This window comes from Algibacter sp. L3A6, assembly GCF_009796825.1.
Classification (GTDB): Bacteria; Bacteroidota; Bacteroidia; order Flavobacteriales; family Flavobacteriaceae; genus Algibacter.
The window spans coordinates 1,972,375-1,994,517 of sequence record NZ_CP047030.1 but is presented as its reverse complement, the minus strand read 5'-3'; the positions used below and the strand labels follow the sequence as shown (position 1 = coordinate 1,994,517).

Genomic DNA, 22,143 nt, shown 5'->3' with positions numbered 1-22,143 from the left:
AAATTAGCTACAAACTAAACCCAAAAAAACCATCCTTTTCAGAATGGTTTTTAATACATTATATTAAGTTCTGAAGATTTAAAAATCTAAATCTTCAGGTGTATTATCATCTTGATTACTATCAGAATCGCTATCAACCTTAGAACAATCTACATTAATAGATAAATTTTTAGGTTTTGTAAAAGCATCTTTAGAAATTTCTAAATGCTTGTCGGCATAACAGTTCTTCATGTAAACACCCCAAATTGGTAGAGCCATTGCTGCACCTTGCCCGTAAGTAATACCAGGAAAATGGACAGCTCTATCTTCGCCTCCAACCCAAACACCAGTTACTAAGTTTGGAACCATACCCATAAACCAACCATCACTTTGGTTTTGTGTAGTACCGGTTTTACCTGCAATTGGGTTTGTAAACTCATATGGATATCCTGTAATTACTTTTCTATAATCACTTCTATAAGAATCTCTTCCTTTACCTCTTAAACGTGCACCAGAACCAGATTGTGTTACACCTTCCATAAGTTTTACGGTAACATAAGCGGTTTCTTCACTTAAAACATCCCGTGTTTCTGGTTTAAATTGATATAAAATAGTTCCGTTCTTATCGGCAATTGTTGTTACCATAACGGGCTTGGTATAAACCCCTTGGTTTGCAAAAGTAGAATAAGCACCAACCATTTCGTAAACACTAATATCTGGTGTTCCTAAAGCAATAGAAGGCACAGCAGGAATATCAGAATCGATTCCTAATTTTCTAACTAAATCTATAACCGTTTGCGGTCCTACTTTATCAATTAATCGTGCTGTAATGGTATTAACCGAATTAGCTAATGCATTCTTCAAAGAACGTGTACCACCATACTCACCACCTGAGTTTTTAGGACACCATTCTTCTGGGTTTCCGTATTTATTGGCTTCGATACAAAATGGTGTATCTGGCAACTCATCACAAGGTGATAAATGCAACTGATCCATAGCCGCTGTATAAACGAAAGGCTTAAAGGTCGAACCAATTTGACGTTTTCCTTGGTTTACCATATCATATTGAAAGTGACGGTAATTCATACCACCAACCCAAGCTTTTACATGGCCTGTTTGCGGATCCATAGACATCATACCTGTACGAAGGAATGATTTATAATAACGCATAGAATCTATAGGCTTCATGATAGTATCTACTTCTGACGCTCTACCATCTTCCCATGCAAAAACAGTCATTTCTGACGGTGTTTCAAACGAAGCTTCTATTTCTTTATCCGATTTTTTTAAATCGTATTTAAGATGTCTCCAACGTTCAGACTGTTTCATTCCTCGTCTTAATAAAGATGTGATTTCATTTTTATCAAGATCTAAAAACGGAGCTGTAGGATTCTTTTTAATGTTATTCTGATTAAAAAACTCAGCTTGAAGTCTTGGCATATGTTGTTGCACAGCATCTTCAGCATGTTTTTGCATACGAGAATCGATGGTTGTATAAATTTTTAACCCGTCGTTATATAAATTATACTTTGTACCGTCTGGCTTAGGATTTTCTTTAATCCAATCTTTCATAAAACCATCTAAATATCCTCTAAAGTAAGTAGCGATACCTTCACGGTGGGATTCTGGAGAATAGTTTAAATCTAAATCTGTTTTTTGAAGAGAATCTTTTACTGTTTCATCTATAAAATCGTACTTCTCCATTTGAGCTAATACTACATTTCGACGGGTTTTAGTAAGCTCAACTCTTTTTCTTGGGTTGAATAGAGATGAATTTTTAAACATACCAACAAGCATAGCAGATTCTTTTAAATCTAACTCTATAGGCTCTTTACCGAAATAAATACGTGAGGCACTTCGAATACCATCGGCATTATTTAAAAAATCGTAAATATTAAAATATTGTGCAATAATTTCTTCTTTAGTGTATTGACGTTCTAAACGAATAGCAATAATCCACTCTTTTACTTTTTGCAAAACACGCTCTATAATATTTTTAGAGCCTTCACCATGAAATAACTGCTTTGCTAATTGTTGAGAAATAGTACTTGCTCCACCACCACTACCAAGCGTCAATATTGCCCGTAAAGTTCCTTTGGCATCAATACCAGAGTGATCTTTAAAACGTGCATCTTCCGTTGCTATTAAAGCGTTTACCAAATATTGTGGTAACTCATTATAACCAACAGGCGTTCTGTTATCATTAAAATAGAACTTACCTAGGGTTTGCCCATCGGAAGAAAGAATTTCTGTTGCTAAATTTGTTTTAGGATTTTCTAACACGGTGTGATCTGGCATTTCGCCAAAAACACCCCAAGATGCCAATAAAAACACTAAAATAATTGAGAGAATACCTCCTAAAAATATCACCCAAAACCATCGAATGTATTTTGTGAAATCTTGAACTGTAGTTGTTTCTTTTTTTGCTTTTGCCATGGTTTAAGAGCCTTAAATTATAAGCGATTTAAGTTTTAAAATTAGGGATTACTGTATTGTGGGATTTTCTATTCTAAAGCCAACATCGGTTATACCGTCTAGGTTTACAACACCATTTACTTTGCCGCGTTCGCGCATAGCTTGGTGTATATTAACCTTATATTCGCCAGTTTCGTTAAACACAAAACCTTTTTTATACCAAAGTTTGTTTTCTTTTACATCTGTATAACCTGTACCTAAAAGTTTTCCGCTAGGTTCGGCCATTTTATACTCCAAAGTATCTTTTTGAATTTTTCCGTTCGGGTTTATCATTTCAACAATTAGAAAGATATTATTGTACTTATAAGCATTTGTATTTCTCAGATTTACAAATAAATTATAAGGTTTAATAGAATCGGTTAGAGTAATATTGAAACTGACAACATTCTCTCTATTCCAAGTATTTGGAACCGATTGATACTCATCGAAAACACGATTAGAATCGCATGATGTAAACACCAATGTGGTTATTAAAAAAAACAAGAAGCTATTATTCGGTAGCATCATTATTGCTTTGTGGTTTTGATTTTGGTTTAGGTTTTCTTTTATTATTCCGGTTTCGGTTATTCCTGTTCGGATTAGTGTTTGGTTTATCCGTATTTGCTGGGCCATTATCTCCTGTTCTTTTCTTAGGAGCTCTTTTATTAGGCGTCGCTTTTGGAGCTCCTTCACCTTTTTGATTCGGCCCTTTTTGATTTGGGTTTTGTCTTTTTGGTGCTGTATTTGGACTCTTAGGATTAGGCCTTGGCTTTTGATTAGCATTTGGAGCTGCCCCCTTTTGGTTCGGCTTCTTTCTAGTATTTTTACGTTTGTTATTACGTTTTGGACTATCGAAACGTGTTAAACTATCTTGACCAACAACATTTTCGAACTCTGTTTTAACATCTTCTAAAACATCTAAAGCGTATTCTTCTAGGCTAGCAATAGGTTCGTTTTTTTTGTTAGCTTCAATAATTTCGTTAGCCTGCTCTGTTGTTATTTTGTGCCAGTTCATCCATTCACCTTCATAAGCATACCACATATGCCCTTTGAAAATGTCTGTTTTTTGACAAACTGCTGTTCCTTTCCCTGTTTTTAACTTAATATCTGTTTTTGGAAAACTTTTTAAAGCATCTAAATACGTATCTAATTCGTAGTTTAAACAACATTTTAATTTACCGCATTGTCCTGCTAATTTCTGCGGATTAAGTGATAACTGTTGGTAACGCGCTGCAGATGTGCTTACCGACCTAAAATCTGTTAACCACGTAGAACAACATAATTCACGTCCACAAGAACCAATACCACCAAGTCTTGATGCTTCTTGGCGGAAACCAACTTGTTTCATTTCTATACGTGTTCTAAACTCACGCGCAAAAACTTTAATTAACTCACGGAAATCTACGCGCTCTTCGGCTGTATAATAAAACGTGGCTTTACTTGCGTCTCCTTGAAATTCGATATCCGAAATTTTCATGTGGAGTTTTAAATCTATTGCAAACTGACGTGCACGAACCTTCATTGGCTCTTCTTTATCACGGGCTGTTTGCCAAATATCAATATCTTTCTGACTTGCTTTTCTGTATATTTTTAATGTTTCAACTGGCTTTACCGAAATATTTTTGCGTTTCATTTGAACGCGTACTAATTCCCCCGAAAGGGTAACCATACCAATATCATGACCAGATTGTGCTTGTGTTGCTACAATATCTCCAATACTTAATGTTAAATTTTCAGCATTTTTATAGTAGTCTTTTCGTCCGTTTTTAAAACGTACTTCTACCCAATCAAATGGTTTTTCGCCACTTGGAAGTGACATATTTGCTAACCAATCGAATACGGTTAATTTATTGCAACTATCTGTACCACAGGTGCCATTATTTTTGCAGCCACTAGGAGAGCCGTCTTTTGTTGAGCAACTTGCGCAAGCCATATATTTTATATATTGATTCTGAATAAAACCAAAGTTTTACCAGAAGAAGGTTTATAACTATTTATTTTGAATCTTTACTTTACAGCCGTTTAACTGTGAAAGCAAGAGTATAACACGGTTTATGAAGTATGTTTACTAAATACAACTTCAAGATGTAAAGATAAGATTATTCTAAAGACTAGAAACAAAGATTTTTGCTTTAGTAATTAATGCTAATTATCTTGGTAAATTTCAATTATTTACGACGCCTTATTCTCTACTGCTCTATGAGATTAATCTTCGGTTTCAGGAGTTTCCGTATCTTCTTTTGGTGTTAAAATATTCGGAAAAATCATAGGCACCAAAGATTTCACAGGCATATAAAGCATAGAATCGTCCACATTTTCTTCATCTACAAAAGTAATTGTGTTATTCATTCTATCGAAAACTATTAAAACTACACTTAAAATAACTGCAATTTTTAAGGCGCCAAAAACGCCCCCTGCTAATTTGTTAATAATGCCAAGCGCTGCAAAATCGGCCAACTTCGTTAAAGCCTTCCCAGCAAGTGAAATAGCCAAAATAATAACAATAAATGTTACTGCAAAAGCGGTAATACTAATGGTTTTTTCGTCCCAATCGGTTTTATCATTTAAAAATTCGGCAGCAAAATCACTAAAATGGATAGCTCCATAAACACCAGCCACCAAAGCAACCAGTGAGGCAACCTCAACAAACAGCCCTTTCATAAAACCACGAACCAAGCCAAATAGAATTAATGCGCCTAAAACAATATCAATAACACCCATAGTAACAATTTAATGCAAATATAAAATAAAAGAATTTACACACTAATACTGCTGATACAAACAATAACGGCAAATGGCCTACTATGTTATCTTAGAATAACAAAAGGTTCGTTAACTTTGCCAAAAATTTCAATTTAAAAACTAAAAATGGCAAGAGACGAAGAATTAAAGGAACGCTGGAACTTGGTTGTTAAAAAACTATCTGATCAATTTGCAGATGGAGACACCTTAGATCTTGACGCTATTATATATTTAATAGGCGTACAAGAACTCGGACAATTGGAGCGCGCTTTTAAAAAAGATCAAAAACTAGACTTAATGCATATTGCTATTTGCAAATTATTAATGCCTTACGGATATTACCAACTTGATTTTGTAGATAAAGATGGCTGGCCACATTACACAGCGCTAGAAGCTTTACCACATTTAAAAGCTGGCGAACAAAGTGTTTTAATGAAAGAAGCTATTGTAAATTACTTTCTAGAAACCGAGTATATTAATTAATTCTTTTTTAAAATTTCAGCAAAACCAATAGCTAATTATACTTTTAAAGGCTCCATAAATTTTATATGGAGCTTTTTTTTATCTGTAAAACCCTAAAAGTAGAGCACAAAAAAAACCCCAATTACTTTCGTAATCAGGGTTGGTTTCAGAGTTGGCCCACTAGGGCTCGAACCTAGACTCTTCTGCACCAAAAACAGACGTGTTGCCAGTTACACCATGGGCCATTCTTTATTCGAGACGGCAAATTTAGAACTTTTTTTCCTTTGTGCAAACTTTTTTAAATTTTTTTTCAATTATTTTTTTTGAACACTTAACGTTTCCTTAAAAACATAAGGTATTAAGTATTTATTATTAAATTCGCCAAAGCAATTAATGTATAGATTTTTATGGCAAATTTTAACTTTAAAAAATGGAATACCATTTTAGGATGGTTCTCTTTTTTAATAGCACTTATTACTTATAGCTTAACTGTTGAGCCAACAGTGAGTTTTTGGGATGCAGGGGAGTATATTTTAACTTCTTCTAAACTACAAGTTGGCCACCCACCAGGAGCGCCGTTATTTCAAATGTTAGGTGCTTTTTTCTCCATTTTCACATTTGGAAATAATGCTTTAATTGGCTGGATGATGAATATGATGAGTGCTGTTTCTAGTGCATTCACTATTCTTTTTATGTTTTGGACCATAACAATTCTATTAAAAAAACTGGTTACAGCAGATGGTGAGATAAATAAAAACCAAGCTTATGCCATTTTAGGTAGTGGTTTAGTTGGTAGTTTAGCCTTTACTTTTACCGATTCGTTTTGGTTTAATGCTGTAGAAACCGAAGTTTATGCCATGGCGACATTAATTATGTCTGTTTTATTCTGGCTAGGCTTACGTTGGGAACAAGATATGGATAACCCAAGAGGGAATCGATGGCTTATTTTAATTGCCTTTGTTATCGGACTTTCTTTTGGAGTTCACTTTATGGGCTTATTAACCATACCTGCCATAGGGTTGGTTTACTTTTTCAAGAATTATAAAACCGTAACTATAAAAAACTTCATTATTGCAAATATTGCTTCGGTTGGTATTTTATTATTTGTTTTTAAACTTTTGGCTCCTAATATTCTTAAAATATTTAGTGCTTTCGAAATCTTTTTCGTGAACACTATTGGCTTGCCTTTTAATTCAGGGTCTATTATTGCAGGCTTACTACTTGTTGGCCTTATTACTTACGGTTTAAAATACACTAGAAAGAAACACTTTGTACATTTAAACACAGCCATTCTTTGTTTAACCTTTGTTATTATTGGTTTTTCTACTTGGTTAATGTTACCAATTCGTGCTAATGCCAATGTGGTAATTAATGAAAACAACCCATCGAGTGCAAGAGAATTATTGGCTTACTATAACTTAGAGCAATACCCAGAAACGCATTTGTTTTACGGCCCTCAATTTACCGATCAATACGCTTATTTAGATGAAAACAACCCGTATGTAGATGATAAACCTAAGTATGAAAAAGACAAAGAAAAAGGCGAATACGTTGTTGTAAACGATTGGAAAAAAGCAAAACAAAACTACAACTCTAAACACGCTTCTATTTTACCAAGAATGTGGAGTGCCGAGCATGCAGAAAACTATATGATGTTTTCTGGCTTTTTAGATTTCAAAGTAAAACCAGATGCGCAAAACACATATTATAGAAGTGCTATTAACGCTGGAGCAACCGAGGAACAAGCTAAAACTTACGCATTAAACCAAATTACAAAATATAAAGCCCAACTTAATGATTTTAAAAATCAGGTGGCACAAGGCAATGTAGATTACGAAGATTATAATAACTTCTTGAAAAAAGAAAAAAGTTTAATTGAAGTTGAAAAACCTTCACTAATTAGTAATGTAATTTACATGTTTGAATACCAATTGGGTTACATGTACTGGCGTTATTTTATGTGGAATTTTTCTGGAAGACAAGATGATATCCAAGGTCGTTATGATAATCACGGTAACTGGATAACAGGAATTAAATTTATTGACGAATGGCATTTAGGCTACTCGCAAGACCACTTACCTAGCGATGTTAAAAACAACAAGGCGAGAAATGCATACTACATGCTTCCGCTTATTCTAGGCATTATTGGTTTATTCTTCCTTTACAATAAAGACAAAAAATTATTTTGGGTAATGCTTGTATTCTTTCTGTTTACAGGAATTGCCATACAAGTTTATACAAATGTACGTCCGTTTGAACCACGTGAGCGTGACTACTCGGTTGTAGGCTCTTATTACGTATTTGCTCTATGGATTGGTTTTGGCGTTTACGCATTGTACGATTTCTTTAAAACATATTTACCAAAACAACTTACCGCACCAATAGTTACTATAGCCTGTTTAATTCTGGTTCCTGGAATTATGGCTGCTAGCAACTGGGACGATCATGACCGCTCTGGGAAATACACCGCCAATGCTATGGCTAAAATGTATTTAGATTCTTGTGCAGAAAATGGTATTCTATTTACCATTGGGGACAACGATACATTCGCACTTTGGTACGCTCAAGAAATTGAGGGCTACAGAACCGATGTACGTGTAGTAAACACAAGTTTATTTCAAACCGATTGGTATATAGACCAAATGAAACGTAAGGCTTACGAAAGCGACCCTGTACCGTCTCAATTAACGCACGATTTATACAAATATGGCACTAACGATTATATCGTGATAGAGCCTGTAACAAAAGATACCATTGAGGTGAAGCAATTTTTAGACTTCATTGCAAGTGATAATCCTAAAACTAAATACAAATATGTTTTAGAACAGCAAGGTGTCGATATTTCTCAAGTAAGAAGACAAGATTTAAAAGCTAGTTATTTACCAACCGAAACATTACGCCTGCCGGTAAATAAACAAAATGCATTAAACTCGGGTATTGTTAAACCGGAAGATGCAGATAAAATCGTACCTTATATTGACCTTACAATTAAAGGCGGTGCACTATACAAAAACCGTTTACTAATGTTAGACATTGTAGCTAATAATGAATGGAATCGCCCTATCTATTTTACAGGCGGAAGCTTTGGTGACGACGATTATATTTGGATGAAAGATTACCTTCAACTTGATGGCATGTGCTATAAACTAGTGCCTATTAGAACTGAGGTTGACAGATCGAACCCGTTTGATATGGGACGTGTTGATAGCGATTTAATGTATGAAAAAGTTAAAAAATGGGACTGGGGAAATAGTGGAAGTCCAGACATTTATCACGATGTTGAAACTCGTAAAAACTCAATTACATATCGTGGAAATTTAGCACGATTAACCGAGCAATTAATCAATGAGAATAAAATAGATAAAGCTGAAGAAATAGCAGATATAGCTATGGAAAACATGCCTGTTGAATTCTTTGGTTATTACACGCTTTTAGAGCCTTACATTAGTGCTTATTACGAAGTAGGAAACAAAGAAAAAGCGCAACGTTTATTTAAAGAAGTTGCTCAAAAATATCAAGAAAACTTAGTATATTACAGTAAGTTAAAAACAGATAAACAAGAACGTTTGTTTGAAGATATTTATACCGACATACAACGCTACAAAGGCTTAGTTGATGTTTTAATAAAATACGACATCCCTTTTGCTGAAACTGAAGGCGATATTTTTAACGATCACCTAAAAATGTTTAAATATTTTTATGGTGATAGTGATCAAGATGAATACGCTCCAGAGGAAAACAAAGATATTCCTGCTGGAGTAAGCACAGATACCATTGAACCTATAGAATAAGGCATGACCTTAACACCTGCAAAAACACCATTTGTTATAAAAAAGATGTTCCCAAATTATATTTGGGACATCTCAACAAATGAAAAAACAATCTATCTTACTTTCGATGATGGTCCAACACCAGAAATAACAAATTGGACCCTAGATACATTAAAAGCTTATCAAGCGAAAGCTACATTTTTCTGTATAGGAAATAACATTGAAAAGCATCCTGGAATTTTCCGTGACATTATAGAAAACGGACATACCATTGGGAACCACACTCAAAACCATGTTAAAGGTTGGAAAACTAAAACAGCCGATTATTTAACTGAAGTTGATGCCGCTGAGAATAACATTCAAAAAGAAAAACCTCAACAACACGCCGCAACATCTAGTGATATTAAATTATTTCGCCCACCTTATGGCAAAATAAAACGAGCACAAGGTAAAAACCTCATTAACCTTGGCTACAAAATAATAATGTGGGATATTTTATCCTTCGATTGGCAGAACTCTATAAGTGAAACTACTTGCTTAAAAAACGTTATTTCAAAAACTAAAAGTGGTAGCATTGTTGTTTTTCATGATAGTGTAAAAGCTTCAAAAAACATGCAATACGTACTCCCAAAGGTTTTAAAACATTTTAGCGAGCAAGGTTATCAATTTAAATCGTTAACCTTTTAAGACTTAACTCCTAGTTTCAGTTTTCTTTTCCAATACATGATATATAGTGTCCCGATAATAGTTGGCAACGTCCAAGCTACTATATTCCAAATACCCAAACCAGCAACAATAAAAGCTGTAATGGATGCAATTAAAGCACCTATCATTTTTCCGATATGTAATCGCAACCAGGTATTCTTAAATTTTTTAGGTGCTTTATAGAATCGGAAATCTTGAATACTTATAAATAATCCAAAACCACCAAAGAATAGAAACAGAACACTCATAGAAGAACCATTTAGAACACCATAAGTACCATTTAAGATCATTAATACTGAAAAGCACACCATAGAACCAGAAATCAATTTATCTTTCATGTCAGCCTCTTTTTTTGTTTTAAAAGTTAATGCACGATTCCCTGCTAAAACGAGATAAATTGTAAATAAGCCAATTAAAAATAAAAACACATTTTCATGGTTTGGCATACACGAAATTGGTAACGAAATAGAAGAACTCACCAGCATACCAATAGAAAATAGTTTGCCCATTCTTTTATGTGCGGGACTTCCCTTTTTTACAATAACACTTCCTATTCCTGTAATTAATCCAAGGCCACCAAAAAAGGCATGAATGTAAATCAAAATTTTAATTGCTTCTTCCATTTGTAGTTAATTAGTTTTGTTACTTCAAATTTGAGATTATTCTTCAATTTACAGAATTTTTTATTTCCCAATTGTATTTTTTTGAGACTCAACTGTCAATTTTCATTAAAAACATATAATTTTATTTCATTAGAATTCCAGAAACAAAAAAAACGGTTAAAACTTTATTGAAATTATCAATAAAACTTTGACCGTTTAAATATTTTTAAGCTGAATAAAAACTATGTTTTCTTCACATACTTTGTAATAATTACAATTTGTGTTGGTCCAACTTTACCTTCTATAAACTCAGCATTTTCATGATCTAATCTAATATTTCTAACAGCTGTACCTTGTTTGGCAACCATGCTAGAACCTTTCACTTTTAAATCTTTTATTAACACTACATTATCTCCTGCTTCTAAAATAACACCGTTTACATCACGATGAATAATTTTACTTGCTGCATCTTCATGCTCTCCAGTAGCTCTTGCTAAAGCCATAGCATCATCATCAAGATACATCATATCCAATAAATCTTTTGGCCAACCTTCATTTCTTAATCTTTGCAACATACGCCACGCCATAATTTGCACAGCAACATGTTCACTCCACATACTATCGTTTAAACAACGCCAGTGGTTAGCATCCATATCTACATCACCATTAATTTGATCTAAACAAGTTTTACAAACCAAAACATCGTTACCTACATTTTCGTTCAACGACGGCGGAATTGTATATTGGTTTAAGTCTTCTTTTGAAGTACATAATTCGCAACTAGAATTGCTTCGCTCTTGTAATGTTTGTAAAACGCTCATAAGTATAATTTTGATTTTTGCAATAGTACAGCAAAATCGAGGATTGTACAAATTTAGGATTCTGTAATATTTTTATTAAATAAAAAAGAACGCATAGCGCGTTCTTTTTTAACATTGCAATACCAATATTTATTTTAAAAGGTCGTGAATAAAAGTATACACATAATCTCCATGAACACCCGTAAAATAAGTGCTCCACGCTTCTAATTTAACCTTATTCTCTTCACTCCTTGCATAACCAGCGTTAAACAACTCATCATCTTTATCAAACATGTTTTCTATATCTTCCAGTGAATCTAAGAAATAAGCCTCTATATATTCCGTTTTATCGGCTCCCCAAGCATGAACATAAGGAAAATACCCCTTAATATATTCGTTTTTTTGAGTGATAATTGTGTTACCTTCTAATCTTAAGTCCTCAAACTCTTTCATATTCCCATCTTTTGGAAATGCCAAATAACTTTTTCGAACGTAAAGCACCATGTCTTTAGTGGGTCTTTCAGCTAAAAACTTTGCCCCAAAAAGTGGACTATAAATCTCATCGGAATGTTGATTAGAATAGTATGAATTTAAATTTTGCAAGAATGCTTTTCTTTCAGCTTCATCAGGCCAAGCCTCTTTTTCAAGCTCAGCACTTCGTTCTACTTGCTTGTCTATATCTTCCCAAGAAGCGTAACTCATAGAGCTTAAAACTTCAGTATTATCGGGCGTTAAGTTGTGTATATATGTTGAAGCACTCAAAATATATTCATTTTTCTTGATTACTTTGTCTAAGTATTCTTTTTCAGCAGCCTTCCATTCGGACATTTTAAAATCTTTCTTATCGAGATTCCAATGACTTTTAGTTACTGTAACATACTTTACTTCTTTTTTTTCTTGTGCTTGGAGAGTTGTTGCGCAAAACAATAATAACACAGCAATTGTAGCGAATAATTGATTCGTTTTTTTCATAATCTGTTAGTTTTAAAGTTAATATAATGATTAATTAATTACGACTTTAAGGCTTAGGAGCCTAGATAGATTATGCTAAAATTTTGTTGCGAAGAGAGAGAGAGACATTCACACAAACATACAACAAAGTAGCTGAAAACAAATACTTGTGAAAGAATTATTTTAAAGAATTTTGCATTTTTTTACTCATTCCTTTTAAAACCATATCGTAAGAATGATCGATAAGTTTATAGATAAATTCAGGAGATAATTCTCCTTCGTGGATATAAATAGTATTCCAATGTTTTTTACTCATATGAAAGCCTGGCCGTATACTTTCATATTCTGCACGCAACTCCTGTGAGTATTCCGGATCTGCTTTTAAGTTTATGGATGCCTCGCCACGCTCCCATTTTAATAAGCCTGCCAAAACAAACATTTTACCCAGTACTTTAAACACCAAAGTATCTTCATCAAACGGAAAATCTTCTGTTGTTCCTTTTTTGTTCAAGCAGTAATTGCGAAGTTGTTCAATATTCATTTTAACGGTTTTAAGTTGAAAATCATTTCAAAATTCGCTCCATTACTTTTTCTGGATTCATTAACGCAGTATAGCCAAACTGCTTATACAAACCATGTGCATCGGCCGTCTTTAACATCCAGACTTTGCATGATTTTAATTCTTCGGCTTCATGTATACGTGCAATTAACGCTTTTGAATAGCCTTTCCCGCGATGTTCTTCAAGAATAAAAACATCCATTAAATAAGCAAAAACTGTATAATCTGTGGCTACTCTTGCAAAACCAATTTGCTCATCATCTAGATATACACCAAAACAAAAACAATGTTCTATTGTTTTTTTAACTTCAGCAACCGTTCTGCCTTTTGCCCAATAAGCATTGGTGACAAACTGATGAATAACATCTATTTGAAGTTTACTTTTATCTGTTGAAATTTCAATCATTCTTAAATAATTTATTTAATCAACTTTGTACCCTTTTCTTCAATTTTTAAAGCTGAATAATCCAGCTTCCACCCAATAGTTTCAACTATAGTTTCCATAAGTAAAATGGTTTCTAAAGCTTCTTTTTGAGCTATTTCTATCAGTCCGCTTTGTGGTACTTTCTCTTGTATATGTAATTTGGCTTCTTGGTGTAAACCTGTTAAATCTGAAGCTTCAAAACGGTTAAAAATACCGTCAGATTTATCGTAATAATTTAAGTTGGTTTCTATAGATAAAATTTCAGGTTGCGGAAAATGTTCTAAAACAATCTTTTTATTTTCAGTATCTGCCGTTAAATCAATTTTAGCCAAATCGTAACCCACATGGGCTTTAGCATTAATAATAACCAAAGCTTTTTTTCGGCTACTTACCAATTTTAAAAAACGTTCTTTCACATCTTCATAATGGTAAATTTCAGCAAAATCACCTTCAACCGTAATAAACTTGCACACTTTTTTAATTTTATCTAACAATAAAACCGACTGTGCGTTTACCAAACTTTTCTTTTTAATCGATTTGATATAAGTTACCACACCCATTGTTGTTAAAATGCCAATTATTATACCTAAAAATGCTTCCATTAATTCGTTTTTAGTTTTTTGAAATCAAGTTTTGTTCCAAAAATTATTAAACTGGCTCTGCTTTATACAAAATAGGTTTACTTGGGCTTGCATCATTTTCAAAAGATGCTATTTGTAGGTTTAAAAAATACTCACCATCTTCCACGCTATTATCTACATAAATAAATTCAGTTATTGTAGCGTCCATTCGTAATTTTCCGCTGGTATTCCAAAAGGCATTATGCGATAAAAGCTCGCCTTCATCCTTTTCCTTATCAACACTTGGTAAATCTACCAATAAATGTTTCACACCTTTTTCACGCAAGTAAATAGCAGCTTCTTCTAATATATACGTTGGGTTTGTATTGGAGTATTGACGCGATAATTTCCCTTTTGTATTTGGCAATGTACGTATTATTACAGCATCACGTTTTTTATTCCCTAAAGCATATTGTAATTGCTTTTTAGAAATAACAAAATCGTCATCTAAACGTTCTGGCGCTACAGTAATAACCTCTGCCAAAAAGAAAAACTGCTTTAAGTTTTGGTTAATAGAATGTACCTTTTCGGTAATATGCCCAACGCATTCGGTATGCGTACCATGCGCATGCGGATTAAAATTGATGTTATTAAAATTAACCGCCGCACCTTCTTTCACACTTGCAACCCACTCGCCATCTACAGCAGGCTCAATTTTTGGCCCATCGATGTACCATGCATTTACGCTATTACTAGAAGCCTGAATTGCGATTGAAATATCTATAGGCTTTTTTAAATCTATTTGAAGTTTTCTGGAATTATATTGAATTGTTGTTTGCATATCATCAAATATAGTTAAATCATGAATAATTCGGAAGCAATTCCGTCAACAAGAAACTTACCTTTTTGGGTTGTTTTCAAAATTTGGCTGCTCATGTTACTTTTTAAATCGGTATCCAATTTACTTTGAGACATTTGCTCTTTTTTATCAGAAACAACCAACAAGTCTTCTTTTATAAATTTATCTGAATACTTTTTTAAATGCTGAAGAAACACATCTCCAAATTCAGCCTGAACTCTGTTAAATGAAACACCCCAAATGGTTCTCAAACCCGTCATCACGTATTCATTAAATTGATCTTCTTTAGAAAGCGTTTCTATAGTGTTAGGCAATTCGTTTTTTTGAATAGCTTGTATGTATTTTGCATTATTAGCCACATGCCAGCTCCTTTCGTTTTCATAGAAAGAATGTGCCGACGGACCAATACCTAAATACGGTTTCCCTTGCCAATAACTGGTGTTGTGTTTAGAGAAATAATTAGGTTTTCCGAAGTTTGAAATTTCATAATGAACAAAACCATTCGCTTCCGTTTTTTCAACCAAATGGTTAAAATGCTCTAAAGCTAAAGCCTCGTCTATTGGCGGGTAGCTTCCGTTTTTAACAAACGTATCTAAGGCCGTTTTTGGTTCTACCGTTAAAGCATAACTAGAAATATGATTAATGCCGAAATTTAAAGCAATCTCTAAGTTTTCGTTCCATTTTTTTAAACTCATATTTGGAATTCCGTAAATTAAATCGATAGTAATATTATCGAAATACTTGGTTGCTTCTTCCAAACAACGCAAGGCTTCTTCTTTGTTGTGAGCACGATTCATGCTTTTCAAATCGTCTTCAAAAAAAGATTGAATTCCAATGCTTAATCGATTTATAGGGCTTTTTGCTAACTGAAGAATAACTTCTGTTGATAAATCGTCCGGGTTAGCTTCCAAAGTTATTTCCGGATTGTCTACAACTTTGTAATTATTATAAACTGTATCTATTAAAAGCTGAATTTCTTCCGTAGATAATAAACTTGGTGTTCCTCCTCCAAAATAAATGGTTTCTACGGTAATCGCATCAAATTTGCTTTTTCTTAATTCTAACTCTTTTACCAAGCATTGAATTAATTCATCCTTCTTTTTTAATGATGTAGAAAAATGAAAATCGCAGTAAAAACAAGCTTGTTTACAAAACGGAATATGAATATAAATGGCGCCTGATTTTTGTTCCGATGTCTCGGAATTGCCACTGTTTTGGGTTTTATTTATGTCTAGCACTTATTTTTTTAAAGTTCGTTTAGTAACTCGGGTTGCATTCTGTTTTACAAAAGCATCCCAACCGGTGTAACTTTTACCTACTTCCACTCTACTTGAATTATAAAAATGACAAACCGCCGCTGCCAATCCATCAGTAGAATCAAGATTTTTTGGTAACGTTTTTAAACCTAGCACACTTTGCAACATTTTAGCAACTTGTTCTTTACTAGCGTTTCCATTCCCAGTAATGGCCATTTTTATTTTTTTAGGCAAATACTCCGTAATTGGTATTTCGCGACTTAAACCTGCAGCCATAGCTACACCTTGCGCCCGACCAAGCTTAAGCATACTTTGTACGTTTTTACCAAAAAATGGTGCTTCAATAGCAATTTCGTCTGGATTATGCGTTTCTATAAGTTCTATAGTACGCTCAAAAATGAGTTTTAATTTTAAATAATGATCGCTGTATTTTTTTAAATCCAACTCGTTTAATTGCAAAAACTCCATTTTTTTACCAACCACTTTTATAAGTCCGAAACCCATAATGGTTGTACCCGGATCGATACCTAAAATAATTCTTTCCTGCTTCATTGTCCGCAATATTGACAACCACTTAGCGAAATAGATGCGCCAAGGGTTATGGTTAATAAATTTCCGTTAAACGAACCAAAACCATCATTTACCGGGTCAAAATCTTTCCCAAATCCTAAAATATAAGCCGTATCTAAATACAGTGATAATTTTTCTGAAACTGCATAATGAAACTCCAAACCCGCCATAGCATTTAAATAGCTCGTTTTGTTTTCACCATAATCTCCCAATGGTTTTATCATGGAGATACCAGGACCTGCATGAGCAAATACGCCCAGATTATTATATAAACCTAAAACGTTGGATGCATTGTAAACCAATTGCGCATTAACACGCGTGTAATTTGTTTTAAATTCTGGTGAGTTGTCTGTACTAGAAAATCGGTTGTAGCCCAAATCTAATTTTAAACCAAATAAAGGCTTAAACATATATTGTAAGCCTAAATTAATAGTTGGAAAATTAACGCTGTTTGCTTCAAAATTAGTTACAAAACCATTGCTCGACGGACTATTGACACCTAAGGCAAACTGTGCTTTAAACGTGCTAGTATCACTTTGAGAAAAGCCTAAATATGAAAACGAAACAAAAACTAAAGCGATTAGCTTTTGCTTATTAAATTTAAAAATAAGAGCCATGTTATAATATTAATTTAATTTGCACTTTATTCTTCCGGAAAAGTGGCTAAAAACGAATGCGATTTGCCAAACCTAAATGGAAGACTATTTTAATTGAATGCGACTTCACAAAACTAAACAATTCTTTTTTGTGCTCATTAAATTGAGCATAGTTGTTGTCGCTTTTTATTTTATTTATGAGAAATTAGCTTACAACAGTGAACTCAGTTTCTCTAATTTTATTTCATTTCTATCGGCAAACTATAATCTCAACCTTAAAAACACACTTATTCTATTGATTTTAAGCAGCTTTAATTGGTTTTTTGAAATAATTAAATGGCAAACTCTAATTTCAACCTTAAAAAAAACAAGTTTAAAGCAAGCACTAAAACAAACTTTAGGATCTTTAACTGCATCGCTAATTACACCAAACCGTATTGGAGAATATGGAGCAAAAGCCATGTTTTATTTACCCAAATTACGCAAACGCGTTATGCTTATAAATTTAATAAGCAACCTACAACAAATGAGTATTACCATCATTTTGGGAGCTATTGGCTTATTAGCTTTTATTAGCACTTACAATTTAGAAGCAAATTATGGTCGTCTTATTGTAACTGTAGTGATTGGCATAATTACGATTAGCCTTATTTTGCTAGGATTGGCACAATATGAAATCGGCATAAAATGGACTCCTTTACTGAAGCTAAAAGTATTCGTTAAGAACTTTCCAAGAGAGAAAATACGTATTGGTTTTGGTCTTTCTCTTGTGAGATATGCAATTTTTTCATTTCAATTTTTTTATCTACTACAAATTTTTCAAATTGAAATTAGCTATCTAGATAGTATGATGGTTATTACGTCCATGTATTTACTCGTGTCTATTATTCCTACAATTTTTATCTTTGATGTTGTGATTAAAGGAAGCGTAGCCGTATATTTGTTTGAATTTCTGGGCATAAATGAATTGGTAGTTTTAAGTGTAATCACCATTATGTGGATTTTCAACTTTGTATCACCAAGCCTTATTGGAAGCTATTTTGTAATCCAATTTAAAATGCCCAAACCCCAAACAAACTCATGATTTTATTAAGCATTTCTATAAGTTTAGTTTACCTTATTTTGATATGGCGGTTTGTTTATGGCTTTGGTAAAATTCCCGATTTTACTTTAAAGAACCTAGAACACACAACTAAATTCTCTGTTTTAATTGCTTTTAGGAATGAAGCCGAAAACCTGCCGGCATTATTAGAATCTATTGAAAACTTAAATTATCCAACTCATCTTTTTGAAATTATTTTTATTGATGATGAATCTACCGATAATTCTTCGCAAATAATAACATCTTTTTTTAATAAGAAGAAACAGAATTTTAAAGTTATTCCCAACCACCGATTAACACATTCTCCAAAAAAGGATGCCATTACCACAGCGATAAACATCGCCGAGCATGAATGGATTGTTACTACCGATGCCGATTGTTTTTTGCAAAAATATTGGTTAGATAGTTTTGATGAATTTATCCAAACCACAAATACAGCATGCATTGCGGCGCCAGTAACCTACAATCTTGAAAAATCTTTTTTAAACGGATTTCAAACTTTAGATATTTTAAGTTTACAAGGCGCAACCATTGGTGGCTTTGGCATTAAAAAACCCTTTTTATGTAATGGTGCCAATTTCGCCTACACAAAAGCCATCTTTAAAACAATAAATGGTTTTGAAGGTAATACAGATATTGCTAGTGGTGATGATGTTTTTATGCTAGAAAAAATTGCTAAAAATCGTGCCAACGAGCTTCATTATTTAAAATGCGAGCAAGCCATAGTTAAAACAAATGCCCAACCTACTTGGGGTAGTTTAATAGAACAAAGATTAAGATGGGCTTCTAAAACTAGTGCATACAATAGTAGTTTTGGTAAAATTACCGGCCTTATTGTTTTACTTATGAATGTTTTAACCATATCGGTAATTATACTTTTACTACTCGGGTGCTTTCCTTTAAAAGCCTTGTTTTATGTTTTGGTTATTAAATTCAATATCGATTTTTATTTAATAAGTAAAACGGCAACTTTTTTCAATCAGAAAAAGGTTTTTGAAAGTTATATGCCTTCATTTTTTATCTATCCATTTTTTAGCGTGTACATTGCTTTCTTATCTATTTTTAAGACCTACAATTGGAAAGGCAGAACCTTTAAAAAATAAAGACTCCCTGTTCTAGTTTGAAATTGGTTTGTAATCGTTTACTGGATATCTATAATAATTGGCAACTGAAATTCAGTTTTAACTTGTTGTCCGCGTTTTGTAGCAGGAAAAACAGGAGGTAATTGTTCTAAGCTTTTATACAGCAGCTTTTCTATTTCTGGTATTTCACGACGCGTTACAGAATCTATTTTAGCATTATTTAGCTTTAAGTCGCCTGTTTCCGAAACTCGAAAACTTAAAATAATAGTATCGCTAACATCCTTAGTGACCACAATTTTTTCGCGTTGTAAAAACTCCCAAATATGCAGTGTTAAAACATTTTCAAAACAAGATTTTTTATCGGTTTTAGTTTCTACCGAATCGCATTCCGAAAAACTAGGATAAGCATCAACATCATTCCAATTAAAGGTTTGTAGTTCCTCTTTCAAAATGGCTTCTGATGATGTTTTTTTCACATTAAAATACTCGCAAGAGCAAAGCATTAAAACAGATAGAAAAACACAAATTTGTTTCATAGATTAAAACTAAAGCCGAAAAGTACGATTTTTTTGGTTTTTAAACTCTTTTTGTTCAAAATAAGGCACTTAATAGTGATGTATGGCATTTTATTTCCAAAATTAGAGCAAAATAAAAACCGAAGCTCCCACCTCGGTTTTAAAAATAGTATTGATTTTATTTTTATTCCTGCACTTGAAAAACTATTGGTAATGAATAAGGTACATTTACCTTTTTACCTTTTTGTTCTCCGGGAATCATTTTAGGTAGTGTTTTTATAACTCGAATGGCCTCTTCAGATAATGCTGGATGCGGTGCTCTAGCTCTAACATCGACAACATCTCCTTCATTATTTATTTTGAAAACAACATTAATTCGCTGTCTACCCTTCAAGCCTAAATCATCAGCTAAATCAGTATTAAACTTTTGAATAACTAACTTTTGAACTCCTTTGGACATACACGCTTTTTTATCAGCGTTAGACTCTAAATCTTCGCAACCTGGAAACACAGGTACTTGGTCGATAATTCCGAAAGGTATTTCAACATCATTTAAAACATCAGCAAAAAACGGATCATTAAACCCATCTTCACTAGTTAAAATTAATAAACCTTTTAAGGCTTTTGTTTCCGCTTCGCTAACTTCACCTTTAGCTTGAATTTGCTCAAAGACATAAGAAATTTTTTCAGTTAGTTTAGTTTCATCTTTATTTGCCATAAATTCTTGCACATCATTTACCAACGAGCTACTTAACCCAGGACCTTTAATAGTTTGAAGTAAAAGATCTAGTCCTTTTTCTTCCTGATCACTAATATCACCTTGAATTTGTATTTGATATTTTACTTCGTTAACTGTTTTAACTAACTCTGTTTCTCGATTATTGTCAGGACTAATTAATTCGGGCACTTCTTTCTCTCCAGTATTATCAGCACATGAGGTATAAACTAGCATACCGAAAACCATAGGAACTAACAGTGCATACTTAAATAAATAAACTTGTTTTGATTTTGATTTTTGTAACATAACGATTCGTTTTTTGATTAATGATTGATTAAAAAATGGATTGATGAATGATATTTTTTTGGTATCGAAAACTTGAGCTAATAAGCTTTGATAATAAATTGATTTCCCTTCTATTTTTACAGCTTCCGCATCGGCGATGAACTCGTGCAATTCTGTGATTCTACTTTGATAAATATAAATTAACGGATTGAACCAAAATAGAACGCGTAACAATTCAAAACACATTAAATCTAGACTATGCCAGTGTTTTACATGTATTATTTCATGCTTTAAAATGATTGTTTTTTCTTCGGAACTAAGGCTTTCACCTAAAAAAATGTATTTAAAAAATGAAAATGACGCACTACTGTTTAAAAGTTTAACGATTATATAATGGTTTTTATATTCTTTAGGGTTTGACTTAATTAGCTTTACAAGCTTACTAAGCTTGTAGATAAACAATAACACAACTACCCCAACTCCAAAATAAAATATGAATTCTATGAAGGAAAAGCTAGAAGGCAATATGGTTTCATTTATGTTATCTGGTTTAATATTTGCTTCTGTTTGTCCCAAAACAACCGCTGGTAACCTAATAATATAGTTTTCTGGAACAACATGTTTAAAACTAGCAATCTTAACCAAGGGCAGTACTAAAGACATAAATGCTGTGGTTATTAAATAAAATCTATTCCAATTAAAAAAGGTTTCTTTTTTTAAAAACACATCGTAAATGAGTAAAAAGAACACCTGAAAAGCAATGGTTTGAATTATATAATGTATCATGATTTATCCTTTTTATTAATCTCGCTTAACACGGATTCTAGCTCGTTTAAACTAATATCATTTTTCTTCATAAAGAAAGATACCATGCTTTTGAATGATCCTTGAAAATAATTATCGACTAATTTATTTATAGATTGATTACTATAATCCTGTTGTTGCATTAACGGAAAATACACATGGCCTTTTCCTTCTTTTTTATAATCTACAAAACCTTTACTTTCTAAAATACGCACAATAGTCGATACTGTATTATAAGCTGGTTTTGGCTCCGGAAACTCCTCTATTATTGCCTTTACATTGGCTTTTTCTAATTGCCACAGTATTTGCATAATATCTTCTTCTGCCTTAGTAAGTTGTTTCATTTTT

The 22,143-nt window shown here is 33.1% G+C and carries 22 protein-coding genes and 1 tRNA gene; 5 read left to right on the top strand and 18 right to left on the bottom strand.

Annotated elements, in window-relative coordinates:
- Positions 1-78: 78 nt before the first annotated feature.
- The 4 genes from GQR98_RS08350 to GQR98_RS08335 all read right to left on the bottom strand — a co-directional run bounded on the left by GQR98_RS08350 (position 79) and on the right by GQR98_RS08335 (position 5,154).
- Entirely contained in the window at positions 79-2,415 is a 2,337-nt protein-coding gene (locus GQR98_RS08350) for a penicillin-binding protein 1A (protein ID WP_159019112.1), read from the bottom strand.
- Between the two features lie 48 nt (positions 2,416-2,463).
- Positions 2,464-2,961 (bottom strand): gliding motility lipoprotein GldH, encoded by a 498-nt coding sequence (locus GQR98_RS08345; protein ID WP_317164225.1) that lies wholly within the window; start codon positions 2,959-2,961, stop codon positions 2,464-2,466.
- On the bottom strand, positions 2,945-4,366 hold the full coding sequence (locus GQR98_RS08340; RefSeq protein WP_159019111.1) for a stage 0 sporulation family protein: 1,422 nt from the start codon (positions 4,364-4,366) through the stop codon (positions 2,945-2,947). Before GQR98_RS08340 ends, GQR98_RS08345 begins: the two co-directional genes overlap by 17 nt.
- Before the next feature lie 272 nt (positions 4,367-4,638).
- Positions 4,639-5,154, bottom strand: a complete 516-nt coding sequence (locus tag GQR98_RS08335; RefSeq protein WP_159019110.1) for a CvpA family protein — start codon at positions 5,152-5,154, stop codon at positions 4,639-4,641.
- Positions 5,155-5,301: 147 nt separating this feature from the next.
- Here GQR98_RS08335 and GQR98_RS08330 point away from each other — a divergent pair, with 147 nt between their 5' ends.
- Complete coding sequence (locus GQR98_RS08330; RefSeq protein WP_159019109.1) at positions 5,302-5,658, top strand: hypothetical protein; 357 nt, start codon at positions 5,302-5,304, stop codon at positions 5,656-5,658.
- Positions 5,659-5,809: 151 nt separating this feature from the next.
- Here the strand turns inward: GQR98_RS08330 and GQR98_RS08325 are convergent.
- A tRNA-Gln gene (locus tag GQR98_RS08325) sits at positions 5,810-5,882 on the bottom strand.
- 162 nt (positions 5,883-6,044) lie between these two features.
- On the opposite strand from GQR98_RS08325, the gene GQR98_RS08320 reads away from it, so the two are divergent.
- Positions 6,045-9,428 (top strand): DUF2723 domain-containing protein, encoded by a 3,384-nt coding sequence (locus tag GQR98_RS08320; protein ID WP_159019108.1) that lies wholly within the window; start codon positions 6,045-6,047, stop codon positions 9,426-9,428.
- Positions 9,429-9,431: 3 nt separating this feature from the next.
- Positions 9,432-10,094: a polysaccharide deacetylase family protein gene (locus GQR98_RS08315; RefSeq protein ID WP_159019107.1), complete on the top strand. Its 663-nt coding sequence runs from the start codon at positions 9,432-9,434 to the stop codon at positions 10,092-10,094.
- Here the strand turns inward: GQR98_RS08315 and GQR98_RS08310 are convergent.
- From GQR98_RS08310 to GQR98_RS08265, 10 genes are all read right to left on the bottom strand, one after another.
- Complete coding sequence (locus tag GQR98_RS08310; RefSeq protein WP_159019106.1) at positions 10,091-10,735, bottom strand: hypothetical protein; 645 nt, start codon at positions 10,733-10,735, stop codon at positions 10,091-10,093. The two genes, GQR98_RS08315 and GQR98_RS08310, sit on opposite strands and share 4 nt — an antisense overlap.
- A 221-nt stretch (positions 10,736-10,956) precedes the next feature.
- Positions 10,957-11,535 (bottom strand): PhnA domain-containing protein, encoded by a 579-nt coding sequence (locus GQR98_RS08305; protein ID WP_042496858.1) that lies wholly within the window; start codon positions 11,533-11,535, stop codon positions 10,957-10,959.
- Between the two features lie 129 nt (positions 11,536-11,664).
- Positions 11,665-12,486 (bottom strand): hypothetical protein, encoded by an 822-nt coding sequence (locus GQR98_RS08300; RefSeq protein WP_159019105.1) that lies wholly within the window; start codon positions 12,484-12,486, stop codon positions 11,665-11,667.
- Between the two features lie 157 nt (positions 12,487-12,643).
- Positions 12,644-13,006: an MmcQ/YjbR family DNA-binding protein gene (locus GQR98_RS08295; RefSeq protein ID WP_159019104.1), complete on the bottom strand. Its 363-nt coding sequence runs from the start codon at positions 13,004-13,006 to the stop codon at positions 12,644-12,646.
- A 22-nt stretch (positions 13,007-13,028) separates the two neighbouring features.
- Entirely contained in the window at positions 13,029-13,430 is a 402-nt protein-coding gene (locus tag GQR98_RS08290) for a GNAT family N-acetyltransferase (RefSeq protein ID WP_159019103.1), read from the bottom strand.
- 11 nt (positions 13,431-13,441) lie between these two features.
- On the bottom strand, positions 13,442-14,050 hold the full coding sequence (locus tag GQR98_RS08285) for a DUF4230 domain-containing protein (protein ID WP_159019102.1): 609 nt from the start codon (positions 14,048-14,050) through the stop codon (positions 13,442-13,444).
- A 46-nt stretch (positions 14,051-14,096) separates the two neighbouring features.
- On the bottom strand, positions 14,097-14,849 hold the full coding sequence (locus tag GQR98_RS08280) for a cyclase family protein (RefSeq protein ID WP_159019101.1): 753 nt from the start codon (positions 14,847-14,849) through the stop codon (positions 14,097-14,099).
- A gap of 14 nt (positions 14,850-14,863) precedes the next feature.
- Positions 14,864-16,096 (bottom strand): radical SAM family heme chaperone HemW, encoded by a 1,233-nt coding sequence (hemW, locus tag GQR98_RS08275; protein WP_233268108.1) that lies wholly within the window; start codon positions 16,094-16,096, stop codon positions 14,864-14,866.
- A gap of 9 nt (positions 16,097-16,105) precedes the next feature.
- On the bottom strand, positions 16,106-16,675 hold the full coding sequence (gene ruvC, locus GQR98_RS08270; RefSeq protein WP_042504451.1) for a crossover junction endodeoxyribonuclease RuvC: 570 nt from the start codon (positions 16,673-16,675) through the stop codon (positions 16,106-16,108).
- Positions 16,672-17,310, bottom strand: coding sequence for an outer membrane beta-barrel protein (locus GQR98_RS08265; protein WP_159019100.1), 639 nt, complete (start codon positions 17,308-17,310; stop codon positions 16,672-16,674). The genes ruvC and GQR98_RS08265 overlap by 4 nt, the downstream gene beginning before the upstream one ends.
- A gap of 130 nt (positions 17,311-17,440) precedes the next feature.
- On the opposite strand from GQR98_RS08265, the gene GQR98_RS08260 reads away from it, so the two are divergent.
- Together GQR98_RS08260 and GQR98_RS08255 are read left to right on the top strand one after the other, a co-directional pair.
- Positions 17,441-18,373 carry a lysylphosphatidylglycerol synthase domain-containing protein gene (locus GQR98_RS08260; protein ID WP_233268099.1) on the top strand — a complete coding sequence of 311 codons (933 nt, stop codon included), beginning with the start codon at positions 17,441-17,443 and terminating at the stop codon, positions 18,371-18,373.
- The gene (locus GQR98_RS08255) at positions 18,370-19,494 is read left to right on the top strand and encodes a glycosyltransferase family 2 protein (RefSeq protein WP_159019098.1); all 1,125 of its coding nucleotides are present in this window, start codon (positions 18,370-18,372) and stop codon (positions 19,492-19,494) included. The genes GQR98_RS08260 and GQR98_RS08255 overlap by 4 nt, the downstream gene beginning before the upstream one ends.
- A 38-nt stretch (positions 19,495-19,532) precedes the next feature.
- Here the strand turns inward: GQR98_RS08255 and GQR98_RS08250 are convergent, their stop codons facing one another.
- The 3 genes from GQR98_RS08250 to GQR98_RS08240 all read right to left on the bottom strand — a co-directional run bounded on the left by GQR98_RS08250 (position 19,533) and on the right by GQR98_RS08240 (position 22,139).
- Entirely contained in the window at positions 19,533-20,009 is a 477-nt protein-coding gene (locus GQR98_RS08250) for a hypothetical protein (protein ID WP_159019097.1), read from the bottom strand.
- A gap of 163 nt (positions 20,010-20,172) precedes the next feature.
- Positions 20,173-21,777 (bottom strand): M56 family metallopeptidase, encoded by a 1,605-nt coding sequence (locus GQR98_RS08245; protein ID WP_159019096.1) that lies wholly within the window; start codon positions 21,775-21,777, stop codon positions 20,173-20,175.
- The gene (locus tag GQR98_RS08240; RefSeq protein ID WP_159019095.1) at positions 21,774-22,139 is read right to left on the bottom strand and encodes a BlaI/MecI/CopY family transcriptional regulator; all 366 of its coding nucleotides are present in this window, start codon (positions 22,137-22,139) and stop codon (positions 21,774-21,776) included. The genes GQR98_RS08245 and GQR98_RS08240 overlap by 4 nt, the downstream gene beginning before the upstream one ends.
- Positions 22,140-22,143 lie beyond the last annotated feature (4 nt).

Bases quoted from the DNA above. Each gene is read 5' to 3' on its own strand.
- GQR98_RS08285 (WP_159019102.1), bottom strand. From the start codon at position 14,050: ATGGAAGCATTTTTAGGTATAATAATTGGCATTTTAACAACAATGGGT.
- GQR98_RS08245 (WP_159019096.1), bottom strand. From the start codon at position 21,777: ATGATACATTATATAATTCAAACCATTGCTTTTCAGGTGTTCTTTTTA.
- GQR98_RS08255 (WP_159019098.1), top strand. From the start codon at position 18,370: ATGATTTTATTAAGCATTTCTATAAGTTTAGTTTACCTTATTTTGATA.
- GQR98_RS08345 (WP_317164225.1), bottom strand. From the start codon at position 2,961: ATGATGCTACCGAATAATAGCTTCTTGTTTTTTTTAATAACCACATTG.
- GQR98_RS08305 (WP_042496858.1), bottom strand. From the start codon at position 11,535: ATGAGCGTTTTACAAACATTACAAGAGCGAAGCAATTCTAGTTGCGAA.
- GQR98_RS08350 (WP_159019112.1), bottom strand. From the start codon at position 2,415: ATGGCAAAAGCAAAAAAAGAAACAACTACAGTTCAAGATTTCACAAAA.
- GQR98_RS08340 (WP_159019111.1), bottom strand. From the start codon at position 4,366: ATGGCTTGCGCAAGTTGCTCAACAAAAGACGGCTCTCCTAGTGGCTGC.
- GQR98_RS08240 (WP_159019095.1), bottom strand. From the start codon at position 22,139: ATGAAACAACTTACTAAGGCAGAAGAAGATATTATGCAAATACTGTGG.
- GQR98_RS08250 (WP_159019097.1), bottom strand. From the start codon at position 20,009: ATGAAACAAATTTGTGTTTTTCTATCTGTTTTAATGCTTTGCTCTTGC.
- GQR98_RS08295 (WP_159019104.1), bottom strand. From the start codon at position 13,006: ATGAATATTGAACAACTTCGCAATTACTGCTTGAACAAAAAAGGAACA.
- GQR98_RS08315 (WP_159019107.1), top strand. From the start codon at position 9,432: ATGACCTTAACACCTGCAAAAACACCATTTGTTATAAAAAAGATGTTC.
- GQR98_RS08310 (WP_159019106.1), bottom strand. From the start codon at position 10,735: ATGGAAGAAGCAATTAAAATTTTGATTTACATTCATGCCTTTTTTGGT.
- GQR98_RS08290 (WP_159019103.1), bottom strand. From the start codon at position 13,430: ATGATTGAAATTTCAACAGATAAAAGTAAACTTCAAATAGATGTTATT.
- GQR98_RS08300 (WP_159019105.1), bottom strand. From the start codon at position 12,486: ATGAAAAAAACGAATCAATTATTCGCTACAATTGCTGTGTTATTATTG.
- GQR98_RS08330 (WP_159019109.1), top strand. From the start codon at position 5,302: ATGGCAAGAGACGAAGAATTAAAGGAACGCTGGAACTTGGTTGTTAAA.
- GQR98_RS08335 (WP_159019110.1), bottom strand. From the start codon at position 5,154: ATGGGTGTTATTGATATTGTTTTAGGCGCATTAATTCTATTTGGCTTG.
- GQR98_RS08320 (WP_159019108.1), top strand. From the start codon at position 6,045: ATGGCAAATTTTAACTTTAAAAAATGGAATACCATTTTAGGATGGTTC.
- GQR98_RS08280 (WP_159019101.1), bottom strand. From the start codon at position 14,849: ATGCAAACAACAATTCAATATAATTCCAGAAAACTTCAAATAGATTTA.
- ruvC (WP_042504451.1), bottom strand. From the start codon at position 16,675: ATGAAGCAGGAAAGAATTATTTTAGGTATCGATCCGGGTACAACCATT.
- GQR98_RS08265 (WP_159019100.1), bottom strand. From the start codon at position 17,310: ATGGCTCTTATTTTTAAATTTAATAAGCAAAAGCTAATCGCTTTAGTT.